The following is a 10,718-nucleotide window of genomic DNA, read 5'->3' as shown; positions in this document are numbered from 1 at the left end:
TTTGGTAGCGCTACCATTTAAAAAGGCTGCTAAAGCGGGAAAAATAATCGTTTTTTGTGAGATTTTTTACCAAAAAAATGTTAGAATCTAATGGATGTGAGAAATTACACAATAAATCTTGATGAGGTGAATTCATGAAACGAATTGGTATTTTAACCAGTGGCGGGGATGCTCCCGGGATGAACGCGGCTATAAGGTCAGTGACCAAGACCGCAATTCATCACGGACTCGGCGTCGTTGGTATTCGTTATGGTTTTGCTGGGTTAGTTGCGGGTGATTTTATTCCGCTTACGGCGGAAGATGTTGACCACAAAATAAGTTTAGGTGGCACATTCCTTTATAGTGCTCGTTACCCTGAATTTGCACAACAGGAAGTGCAGCAAAAGGGTGTTGAGCAGCTAAAAAAGCATGGAATTGATACTGTTATCGTTATCGGCGGTGACGGTTCATATCATGGTGCATTAGCCTTAACTCGTCTCGGTATTAATTCAATTGGTCTTCCGGGAACAATTGATAACGATATTCCGTATACTGATTATACAATCGGCTTAGATACTGCATGTACAACTGCGATGCGAGCAATCGACAAGATTCGCGACACTGCTAGCAGCCACCACCGTGTGTTCATTGTTAATGTGATGGGCCGCGATTGTGGCGATATTGCGATGCGTGTTGGTCTAGCTAGTGGTGCTGATGCAATTGTGATCCCTGAACGTGAATATAGCGTTCAGAAAATTGCTGAAACACTCAAGCGTGGTTTTGCAGACGGTAAAGACCATGGTATTGTTGTGTTAGCTGAGGGTGTGATGAACGCCAATGACTTTAAGAATGAACTCTTAAAGTATGGCAATTTTGATGCCCGTGCTAATGTTATCGGTCACATGCAACGCGGCGGTTCACCGAGCGTTATTGACCGGATTAATGCCACAAAGATGGGTAATTATGCGGTTAAGTTACTTCTTGATGGTCAAGGCGGTTTAGCTGTCGGCATGGAGAATAACGAGTTAAGTACGCATGACATCCTTGATTTGTTTGATGAAAAACACCACAGTGATGAAACACTGCTAGATATAAATGAAGAAATGACTAAGTAATTAGCCGATTTTTGGGGAGATTTTTACATAATGAAGAAAACTAAAATTGTTAGTACGTTAGGGCCAGCTTCAAATGATATTGAAACAATCACAGCTTTAGCTAAAGCTGGTGCAAATGTATTCCGGTTTAACTTCTCGCACGGTGACCATGCAGAACACCTTTCACGGATGAAGATGGTTCGTCAAGTTGAAAAAGAAACTGGCTTAGTACTTGGTATTTGTTTGGATACTAAGGGTGCTGAAATCAGAACCACTGACCAAGAAGGCGGCAAGTTTACTATTAACACTGGCGATGTTATCCGTGTTTCAATGGATGATTCCCAAGAAGGTAATAAGAATAAGATTCACGTTACTTATGCAGGTCTTTACGATGATACTCATATTGGTGGACACGTTTTAATTGATGATGGTTTAGTTGACTTATTGATTACCGATAAGGATGATGAACATCATGAATTAGTCTGTGAAGCACAAAATACCGGTGTAATCGGCTCAAAGAAGGGTGTTAACGCACCTGGTGTTGAAATTCGGCTTCCAGGAATTACTGAAAAAGATGCTGACGATATTAAATTCGGTCTAAAGCATGGCATTAACTTTATTGCTGCTTCTTTTGCTCGTAAAGCTCAAGACATTTTAGACATTCGTAAATTGTGTGAAGATGCTGACTGTGACTACGTCAAAATTTACCCTAAGATTGAATCTCAAGAAGGTATCGACAATGTCGATGAAATTTTGCAAGTTTCAGACGGTTTAATGGTTGCTCGTGGTGACATGGGTGTTGAAATTCCATTTATCGATGTTCCATTTGTTCAAAAAGATTTAATTAGACGTGCTAATGCACTCGGTAAGCCGGTTATTACTGCTACCCAAATGCTTGACTCAATGCAAGAAAATCCACGTCCAACTCGTGCTGAAGTTTCAGACGTAGCTAACGCTGTTCTTGATGGTACTGATGCCACCATGCTTTCTGGTGAATCTGCTAATGGTTTGTACCCAGTTAAAGCCGTTAAGGCAATGGCAGAAATTGATGAAAGAACCGAAGAACAATTACTTAAGCGTAATACTTTGGCTTTACAACGTTTTGAAGAATACAAGGGTTCAAACGTAACTGAAGCAATCGGTGAATCAGTTGTTCGGACTGCTCAAGAATTGGGTGTTAAGACAATTATTACGGCAACTAACTCAGGCTATACTGCTAGAATGATTTCGAAATACCGGCCAAACGCTGATATCTTGGCTTTGACTTTTGATGAAAAGATCGAACACTCATTAGGCATTACTTGGGGCGTCCAACCATTATTGACTGAAAAGCCAACATCAACTGATGATATGTTCGCAGTTGCTGCTAAAGTTGCTAAGGAACAAGGTTACGTTAAAGATGGTGACTTGGTAATTATCGTTGCTGGTGTTCCAGTTGGTGATTCAGGTACAACCAACTTGATGAAATTACAAATTATCGGTAACAAGTTAGCTCAAGGTCTAGGTGTTGGTAACGGCTCTGTTGTTGGTAAGACAGTTGTCGCAAATAGTGCTGAAGAAGCTAACAGCAAGGTTAAGGAAGGCGACATTTTAGTTGCTAAGACTACGGATCCTGATTACATGCCAGCAATTAAAAAGGCATCTGGTTTAGTAGTTGAAGCATCTGGATTGACTTCACATGCCGCTGTTGTTGGTCTGTCACTTGGCATTCCAGTTGTCGTTGGGGTTACTGACGCAACAGAAAAGATTGCCAGCGGTATCACCATTACGGTTGATGCACGGCGCGGTGCCATTTACCAAGGTGAAATTTCTAACCTGTAATTAATGCTAAAATTAAATAAAATAGTCAGCTTGAGTGCTGGCTATTTTATTTTGCATCATTTTCTTTTATACTTAATAAAGACAGAATTATGTAAAATTAGGAGAAGTGACTATGTTAGGCACGATTGAAACAGGCAAAGTAATTGATCAAAATGAAGACGCATATTACGTGCAAATTGATGGCATTACTTATGAATTAAAGCGTAAGGAAATTACCCAAGAGGAAACACCCAAAATTGGTGATGAAGTTCGCGGCTTTTTGTATGATGATAAGCAGCACAATCGTGAAATGACACAGTTTTTACCATTCGCGCAAAAAGATCAGTATGGCTGGGGCAAGGTCACTGAAGTTAAGTACAACTTAGGTGTTTTTATTGATATTGGGCTGCCGGATAAAGATGTGGTTTTATCAGTTGATGACCTTCCTTTTGATAAAGATCGCTGGCCACGCAAAGATGATCAGCTGTTAGTTCATTTGATAACTGATGAAAAAGACCGGATTTGGGCAAAATTGGCTGATGAAAATATTTTTGAACAATTATCCGCGCATTTTCCTAATGATATGGAAAATAAAAATATCTTCGGTACGGTTTATGCTAGTCGGGAATTAGGAGCCTTTGTAATTACTAAGGAATATTACTTGGGGTTTGTTCATTCTTCACAGATGGCGCGCCCACTTCGGTTAGGTGAACAATTTAAAGGACGCGTTGTTGGCATTAGTCAGTATGGCCGGCTTAATTTGAGTAGTTTACCGCGGGCTTTTGAAGAAATTGACGATGATGCGCAGATGGTCTTGATGAGTTTACGCCGAATGAAGACGAAAACCTTACCTTTTTACGATAAGTCCGATGCTCAAGAAATTAAGAATTATTTTGGTATTTCCAAGTCTGCTTTTAAACGTGCTTTGGGTCACCTGTTAAAGGGAAGATATATTACTGAAGACAAGGTTAGCGGAACAATCAGCCTCGTCAACGATCCAAATGATGACCAAAATGAGTAAATTGCAGGAACAGATTGAAGATTATCTACGTTATAGTCAAATTGAACGGGGGCTGAGTGCGAATACGATTACAGCATACCGCCAAGACTTAACGGAATTTCTTACTTTTTTAACGCAAGAAAACTTCACGTCTTGGCCAACTAAGGCATTAGATATTGATGCCTTTTTGGCACAGCAGCGCGATTTAAACAAGGCTACCAGTTCGATTAGCCGGATGATCTCAAGTTTACGCAAGTTCTACCAGTGGTTAGCACGGCAGAACATTCAAAAATTAAATCCTATGCTGGAAATTGACCCACCCAAAAAGGAGCACCGTTTGCCAGTAGCTCTGACTGTTGATGAAGTTGAACGTCTTTTAGCACAACCAGATGTTCACCAAAAGCTAGGGCTACGTGATCGGGCTTTGCTTGAGACGCTTTATGCGACGGGAATTCGGGTTAGTGAATTGATTAATTTGAAATTTGATGATTTGCATGAGGAATTAAAACTACTAAAGGTTTTAGGTAAAGGTTCTAAGGAGCGCCTAATTCCGATTAGTACGGTTGCGATTTCGTGGATTGAAAGTTATCAGACTAAGGTCCGTGAACCATTACTTTTAAAAACTGGTAAGGCCAGCGATTATATTTTTCTTAATAATCGTGGCGGGTCATTAACGCGGCAAGCTGTTTGGCAGATTATTAAACGTTATTGCCAGATGGCTGGGATAACTAAAGATGTGACGCCACATACGTTACGTCATACTTTTGCGACTCATTTGCTTGAAAATGGCGCTGATTTACGGGTTGTACAGGAAATTTTGGGTCATTCTGATATCAGTACTACCCAAATTTATACCAATTTATCACAAAAGCATATTTTACAAGTCTATGCCAAAACACATCCACGAACTTAGGTGATTAAATGTTAATTGAATGTAAAAGCGACAAAGAAAAGGTGGCAATGGGACTGCTATCTTATCTACCTGATTTTAAAAATCTTGCCAATTTGAAAGATGAAATAAATTTGAATAAAAATGGTTCGGAGTTTCAGCTTTACCTATATCGCGAAAATGATGCTAATTTTGTCGGGGTTATTGGCACGCAAAATGATGCCAATTTTATTGTTATTCGCTATTTGTCATTTGCGCCAGATTATCGCGATATCAAATACGAATCAGCGGCAGTTCGCGAATTAGCAGCCACTAATCCCAAGAAGAAGGTAACGGCTTTGCCGGAATGGACTTATTTACTTAAATATTTAATAGAAAATAAAAATCATGAGTGATAATTTAACTTTAGAACTACCTAATTTTGAAGGACCGCTAGATTTACTGCTGCACTTAATTAAGTCACAAAAAATTGACATTTATGATATTCCGATTGCCCAAATTACAAGTCAATATTTAGCTTATTTGCAGCAAATGCAACAATTAAACTTACAAATTGCCGGTGAGTATTTTGTAATGTCATCAACACTCTTACGAATTAAGTCGCAGTCATTGTTGCCTCAAAATGATTTTGTCGCGGATGAACCTGAAGATGATCCAAGAGAAGAGTTAGTGCAACAATTGGTGCAGTATTCAGTCTTTAAAAAGATCTCGGCATATTTTAAGAAGCGCAACGAAATGGTACCAATTACTGCGGCTAAAGAAGAAAGTATCCCGCAGACTAAGAAGGTACAGCCACTTCCAAGTGGTCAGATTACAGCCACTGAATTAACCAATACTTTCATTGCTGTATTGCAGCGGCTCAAAATTAGACAGCCCGACATTGCATCAGTAAAAGTGAAGGAAACACCGATTACAGAAATGATTAATTTTTTGCAGGAAAAAACAGCCGGTCGCAAAAAGGTCAGCTTTTTTGCATGCAGTGACCAAATGCATAGCTTGTCAGATATAATTGGCTTATTTTTAGCATTACTGGAATTATGCAAAAAGCAAAAAATCAAGGTTAGTCAAGCACGAACATATGGCGACTTAGAATTAGAGGGAATTGATGTCGATGCCAAGTAAGATTGCGCAATTAGAAGCCTTGCTATATGTGGCAGGTGATAACGGAATTGCTGGTGATAATTTATGTGAATTATTAGCAGTAGGTCAGTCAGCTTTACGCGAATTAACTAAAGATTTGGCTGATAAGCTGCAAGAAAATCACGATTCGGGACTGCAGCTACTGCATATTAACCAAAATTATAAATTAACAACTCGTCCTGAGGTTGCTAAAACGATAGAGGGCTATTTTCAAAAAGATTTAACTAAAACATTAAGTCAATCAGCTTTAGAGATTTTGGCAATTGTTGCTTATCGCCAGCCAATTACCCGAGTTGAAATTGATGATATTCGCGGTGTTAATTCGTCTGGTGCATTGCAGACCTTAATTTGGCGCGGACTGGTTAAGGTTAACGGAAAAAAAGAAGCACCAGGTCATCCTAACTTATATGTCACTAGCGACTACTTCTTGCAATATTTTGGTTATCAAAGTTTAGCAGATTTACCGTTAATTGAGGATTTTGAAGATGATAGTATTAATGCCGATGGCGAAATAGATTTATTTGCGGCTAAGGGTCAGGCTGATAAAAACTTGGCTAGCATGCAAAAGGGAGAAAAATAATGACGTTACAACGTTTACAAAAAGTAATTGCTGAAGCAGGAATTGCCTCAAGGCGTAAGGCTGAAAAAATGATTACGGAGGGTCGCGTCACGGTAGATGGTGAAATTGTTACCAAGCTTGGTACTAAAGTAGAAACTTTCAGTAACATTACGGTTGATGGTGAACCAATCGAGCGTGAAAGCCTGCACACTTACTTGTTTTATAAACCACGCGGGGTTATTTCAACAGCTAGTGATGATAAGGGTAGAAAGACTGTGGTTGATTATTTTAGTGATTTACCATACCGTTTATATCCAGTGGGACGGCTGGATTATGATACGTCAGGCTTATTATTAATGACTAACGATGGTGAACTGGCTAATTTATTGATGCACCCGCGCAATAAGGTAGCTAAGGTTTATGTTGCCCGCATTGAAGGTCAGTTACTACCTGAGGAAAGCAAAAAGTTAGCGCGCGGAGTTGAATTTGACCACCACAAGAGTGCTCCGGCTAAGGTAAAAGTTATTCGCACAGACAAGAAGCGTAACCGTCAAATTGTTCAATTAACAATTCATGAGGGTCACTACCACCAAGTTAAGAACATGTTCAAGGCAGTTAATCATCAGGTTGAAAAGTTAGCTCGAGAAAAATATTCGTTCTTAACACTTGATGGGCTTGTATCTGGCAAATATCGCGAATTAACTCACGAAGAAGTTGACAGATTAAAGCGTGTGGACTAATATATTGATAGAAATAAATACAGAGTTTGTTGTCTTCATGGCAGGGTGAAAATCCCGACCGGTGGTGCAAGTCCACGACCCACGTAAGTGGTGGAATCTTTTGAGATACCGATAGTTAGAGTCTAGATGAAAGAAGACAGACTAAACTAAAAGAAAAGTAAATTAAAAACGCTTACTTTTAATAGGTCTGTTGCTGGGGAGCAACAGACCTATTCTTGTTTGGAGGTAAGTTTTTTGAAGAGTAAGAATACGAGTAATTTAGCATTATTAATCGCATGTGCGATGTTAGGTGCAGTATCATTTGTCATTATTAAATTTACAGGGATTCCTATTTTACCAAATGCGAGTTTTTTAAAATTTGATTTTTCGGATGTCATTATTACAATCGGGATGTTTCTGTTTGGCATTTGGCCGGGGATTTTCATTGCGATTATCAGAATGTTGTTAAGTTTAATTTATAGTGGCTTTAGCCTGCCAAGTATCGTTGGGCAATTAGCAGCTTTAATCGCCTCAATTTGTTATGCATTGCCATTCTATTTTGTTACTAGACACGTGAAGCGTGATGAAACTAGCGGCATGAAGCGTCATGTTAAGCCAATTATTGGTTTAATTTGCGGAACACTTGCGATGGCAGTAATTTTAGCAACTCTGAACGCTTTGATTTTGACACCTATGTATGCCGTAACAACAGTACCTAACCTGCCGGCAATTCACGGGTATTCCGGTTTATTAGGCTTTACCGAAAAGGTATACTTAGGACAATTACTGCATATTCCATCAATGGGGACATATATTTTTGGCATAATTGTTCCGTTTAACCTCTTAAAGGGATTAATCAATAGTATTGTTGTTTACCTATTGTTTGAAGCAGTCTTACGTAATTTAAAACCTTTTGTTCAAAAGAATTTTAATTTAAAAAGCTAGTTTTTTAAAAATCGGTCATGTAAATGGCCGATTTTTTTATCCAAAAAGACTGGTAAATATGCTAAAATTAAACAAGTTAGGTGAATCGAGGTATTTTGATGAATCAGAAACAGGAAAAACCATATAAGCATTATGCACGTCCAAGTGAATCGAGGACCACAATTTATAAGTCGCATTCTAAAGGCTGGCTGATAACTCTGGCACTGCTAGTCATTGTAATGATTGCTCTTGTTCCTATTGTTCATCACTTGGCTTCAAGTAGTCAGACTAAAGAGCAGGCTGTTGAATTACAAAAAACGACTAAAAAGTCAGTTAAGAGTGTGAAGCAAAAGCAATCAGCTAAGTCTAAACACAAAAAGGCTAAAACTTCAGTTAAGGTTAAAGCTAAGAAAAAGACGACCAAACGAAAGTCAAATAAGTATGTTGTTCAAGATGGTGATACTTTAAATAGTATTGCCCAAAAGAAAAATGTTTCGTCGAAAGTATTAACCAAGCTTAATAATCTTGATGATGATGGACATGTGAACGCCGGACAAACACTTAAATTAAAATAATTATTGAGAAGGGAGAGGGACTGTGTGTCCCTTTTTGATTGAATGCAAGTAGCAATTGATGGACCAGCTTCAGCTGGCAAAAGTACAGTCGCAAAAATTATTGCGCAAAAATTAGATTTTATTTATATCGATACTGGAGCGATGTATCGCGCATGTACGGTAATTGCCAGAGAGCAGCACCTTGATTATGGGGATGAAGCTGGAATTTTAACGGCAATTGACCAAGTTGGAATTGAACTTAAAGTTATTGATGGTGAGCAAAAAGTATTTGCCGGCAGCCAAGATATTTCTCAAGAAATTCGGACGCCTGAAATTTCTGCTAATGTATCACAAGTATCTGCTTTAGCTGGTGTGCGGGCTAAAATGGTCAGTTTACAGCGGCAAATGGCTGGTAAGGTCAATGTGATTATGGATGGCCGTGATATTGGAACAACAGTGCTACCTAATGCCGAAGTTAAAATCTTTTTAGTAGCTACCCCAGCATCTAGAGCTAAGCGGCGAATGCTTGACTTGCAAGAACGTGGTATTAAGTCTGATAAGACCGTTGCTGAAATTGAACAGGATATTGCCAGTCGCGACTATAAAGATTCACATCGTGAAGTTTCCCCTTTAAAGAAGGCAGCAGACGCAGTTGAAATTGACACAACATCGCTGTCAATTGACCAAGTAGTAGCTGCAATTTTAGCCGAAATAAAAAAAAGTCAAAAAAAACTATAAAAAAGGGGTTAAAACAGTAGAAAAATATCTCACTTTCATTTAGAATTAGATTATGATATTGGGAGGTAAATAATGTCAGAAAACAGTAATCAATTTTTAGATGCATTGAAACAAATGCAAGGAGTTGAGGTCGGAGATATCGTCGATGTAGAAGTATTAGACGTTGAAGACGGCCAAATCGATGTCGGTGTTGAAAACGCTGGTGTCGAAGGTGTAATCCCACGTCGTGAATTCACTTCAGACCGCAACGCCGATTTACGTGACCTTGTTAAGCCAGGTGACAAACTTAAGGCTTTAGTTTTGAGAAAAGCCGGCGGCGACAAGGAAAACGGTGAGTTCTTCTTCTCAGTAACTCGTCTTAAGGAAAGAGAAGCTTATGACGAATTACAAAAGGACTTCGAAGCAGGTAAAACTATCGAAGGTACTGTCACAGCTTCTGTTCGTGGTGGTTTATTAGTTGATGTTGGTACTAGAGGATTTTTGCCAGCTTCACTTATTTCTAATCGTTATGTTTCTGATCTTAAGCCTTACATTGGTAAGACAATGAAACTTAAGATTACCGAAATTGATCCAGGTAAGAATCGTTTGATTCTTTCACACAAGGATTTAATCGAAGAAGAACGTGAAGAAGCCTTTGATAAAGTAGCATCACAATTAGTTGTTGGTGATGTTGTTGAAGGTAAAGTTTCTCGTTTGACTAACTTTGGTGCCTTTGTTGATGTTGGTGGTGTTGACGGTTTAGTTCACATCTCAGAAATTTCATACAAGCACGTTGATAAGCCTAGCGATGTATTAAAGGCTGGTCAAGATGTTAAGGTCAAAGTTATTGGTATTGATGATGACAGACATCGCATCTCCCTTTCAATCAAACAAACAGAACCTTCTCCATTTGAACAAGCTACTTCAGAATTACATGAAGGTGACATCTTTGAAGGTGAAGTTAAGTCATTGACTAACTTCGGTGCTTTCGTTGAAGTTGCTGATGGTATTCAAGGCTTAGTTCACGTTTCAGAAATTTCATACAAGCACGTGGACAAACCTAGTGATGTTTTGGAAGTTGGCCAAACTGTTAAGGTTAAGGTTTTGAACATTGACCCAAGTGAACGTCGGATTTCACTTTCAATGAAGGCAGCTGATTCTAAAGGCTCTGACAATGAAGGTTCTCGTTCACACAGTTCATACAACAACAGAAACAACTCTGTTAACAAGAAGTACATGAACAACGAAGACAGCGGTTTCGCTTTAGGTGACATTATTGGTGACCAATTAAAGGACCGTCGTTAATCATAATAAAAAAGCCGACTGAATAGCCGGCTTTTTTT

12 protein-coding genes and 1 riboswitch are annotated in these 10,718 nt (G+C 39.0%); all 12 genes read left to right on the top strand.

The window, feature by feature from the left end:
• Window positions 1-134: 134 nt before the first annotated feature.
• The 12 genes from pfkA (at window position 135) to rpsA (ending at window position 10,680) form a co-directional block, all read left to right on the top strand.
• Window positions 135-1,094, top strand: coding sequence for a 6-phosphofructokinase (gene pfkA / locus PT281_RS02040; protein WP_277151580.1), 960 nt, complete (start codon window positions 135-137; stop codon window positions 1,092-1,094).
• A gap of 30 nt (window positions 1,095-1,124) precedes the next feature.
• The gene (gene pyk / locus PT281_RS02035) at window positions 1,125-2,894 is read left to right on the top strand and encodes a pyruvate kinase (protein ID WP_277151577.1); all 1,770 of its coding nucleotides are present in this window, start codon (window positions 1,125-1,127) and stop codon (window positions 2,892-2,894) included.
• Between the two features lie 112 nt (window positions 2,895-3,006).
• The gene (locus tag PT281_RS02030; RefSeq protein ID WP_277151575.1) at window positions 3,007-3,894 is read left to right on the top strand and encodes a S1-like domain-containing RNA-binding protein; all 888 of its coding nucleotides are present in this window, start codon (window positions 3,007-3,009) and stop codon (window positions 3,892-3,894) included.
• The gene (xerD, locus tag PT281_RS02025; RefSeq protein WP_277151889.1) at window positions 3,878-4,786 is read left to right on the top strand and encodes a site-specific tyrosine recombinase XerD; all 909 of its coding nucleotides are present in this window, start codon (window positions 3,878-3,880) and stop codon (window positions 4,784-4,786) included. The genes PT281_RS02030 and xerD overlap by 17 nt, the downstream gene beginning before the upstream one ends.
• A gap of 8 nt (window positions 4,787-4,794) precedes the next feature.
• Entirely contained in the window at window positions 4,795-5,157 is a 363-nt protein-coding gene (locus PT281_RS02020) for a reductase (RefSeq protein ID WP_277151573.1), read from the top strand.
• Complete coding sequence (locus PT281_RS02015; RefSeq protein ID WP_277151887.1) at window positions 5,147-5,884, top strand: segregation/condensation protein A; 738 nt, start codon at window positions 5,147-5,149, stop codon at window positions 5,882-5,884. Before PT281_RS02020 ends, PT281_RS02015 begins: the two co-directional genes overlap by 11 nt.
• The gene (scpB, locus tag PT281_RS02010) at window positions 5,874-6,482 is read left to right on the top strand and encodes an SMC-Scp complex subunit ScpB (RefSeq protein ID WP_277151571.1); all 609 of its coding nucleotides are present in this window, start codon (window positions 5,874-5,876) and stop codon (window positions 6,480-6,482) included. The genes PT281_RS02015 and scpB overlap by 11 nt, the downstream gene beginning before the upstream one ends.
• A complete protein-coding gene (locus PT281_RS02005) occupies window positions 6,482-7,201 on the top strand; it encodes a pseudouridine synthase (RefSeq protein WP_277151570.1) in 720 nt (239 codons plus the stop codon). Before scpB ends, PT281_RS02005 begins: the two co-directional genes overlap by 1 nt.
• Window positions 7,202-7,228: 27 nt before the next feature.
• Window positions 7,229-7,343, top strand: a riboswitch (FMN riboswitch).
• 92 nt (window positions 7,344-7,435) lie between these two features.
• On the top strand, window positions 7,436-8,125 hold the full coding sequence (locus PT281_RS02000; protein ID WP_348635615.1) for an ECF transporter S component: 690 nt from the start codon (window positions 7,436-7,438) through the stop codon (window positions 8,123-8,125).
• A gap of 98 nt (window positions 8,126-8,223) precedes the next feature.
• A complete protein-coding gene (locus tag PT281_RS01995) occupies window positions 8,224-8,679 on the top strand; it encodes a LysM domain-containing protein (protein ID WP_277151568.1) in 456 nt (151 codons plus the stop codon).
• Between the two features lie 42 nt (window positions 8,680-8,721).
• On the top strand, window positions 8,722-9,396 hold the full coding sequence (gene cmk, locus PT281_RS01990; RefSeq protein WP_277151566.1) for a (d)CMP kinase: 675 nt from the start codon (window positions 8,722-8,724) through the stop codon (window positions 9,394-9,396).
• Between the two features lie 72 nt (window positions 9,397-9,468).
• Complete coding sequence (gene rpsA / locus PT281_RS01985; protein ID WP_277129683.1) at window positions 9,469-10,680, top strand: 30S ribosomal protein S1; 1,212 nt, start codon at window positions 9,469-9,471, stop codon at window positions 10,678-10,680.
• Window positions 10,681-10,718: the final 38 nt, after the last annotated feature.

Source organism: Lactobacillus sp. ESL0701, from assembly GCF_029433445.1.
Taxonomy (GTDB): domain Bacteria; phylum Bacillota; class Bacilli; order Lactobacillales; family Lactobacillaceae; genus Lactobacillus.
The sequence above is the reverse complement of the archived record's forward strand: the minus strand, read 5'-3'. Positions and strand labels throughout refer to the sequence as shown.

What these genes read in the sequence shown, in the direction of transcription:
- PT281_RS02030 (WP_277151575.1), top strand. Translation starts at nt 3,007, where the DNA reads ATGTTAGGCACGATTGAAACAGGCAAAGTAATTGATCAAAATGAAGAC.
- pyk (WP_277151577.1), top strand. Translation starts at nt 1,125, where the DNA reads ATGAAGAAAACTAAAATTGTTAGTACGTTAGGGCCAGCTTCAAATGAT.
- PT281_RS02005 (WP_277151570.1), top strand. Translation starts at nt 6,482, where the DNA reads ATGACGTTACAACGTTTACAAAAAGTAATTGCTGAAGCAGGAATTGCC.
- PT281_RS01995 (WP_277151568.1), top strand. Translation starts at nt 8,224, where the DNA reads ATGAATCAGAAACAGGAAAAACCATATAAGCATTATGCACGTCCAAGT.
- pfkA (WP_277151580.1), top strand. Translation starts at nt 135, where the DNA reads ATGAAACGAATTGGTATTTTAACCAGTGGCGGGGATGCTCCCGGGATG.
- cmk (WP_277151566.1), top strand. Translation starts at nt 8,722, where the DNA reads ATGCAAGTAGCAATTGATGGACCAGCTTCAGCTGGCAAAAGTACAGTC.
- scpB (WP_277151571.1), top strand. Translation starts at nt 5,874, where the DNA reads ATGCCAAGTAAGATTGCGCAATTAGAAGCCTTGCTATATGTGGCAGGT.
- xerD (WP_277151889.1), top strand. Translation starts at nt 3,878, where the DNA reads ATGACCAAAATGAGTAAATTGCAGGAACAGATTGAAGATTATCTACGT.
- PT281_RS02020 (WP_277151573.1), top strand. Translation starts at nt 4,795, where the DNA reads ATGTTAATTGAATGTAAAAGCGACAAAGAAAAGGTGGCAATGGGACTG.
- rpsA (WP_277129683.1), top strand. Translation starts at nt 9,469, where the DNA reads ATGTCAGAAAACAGTAATCAATTTTTAGATGCATTGAAACAAATGCAA.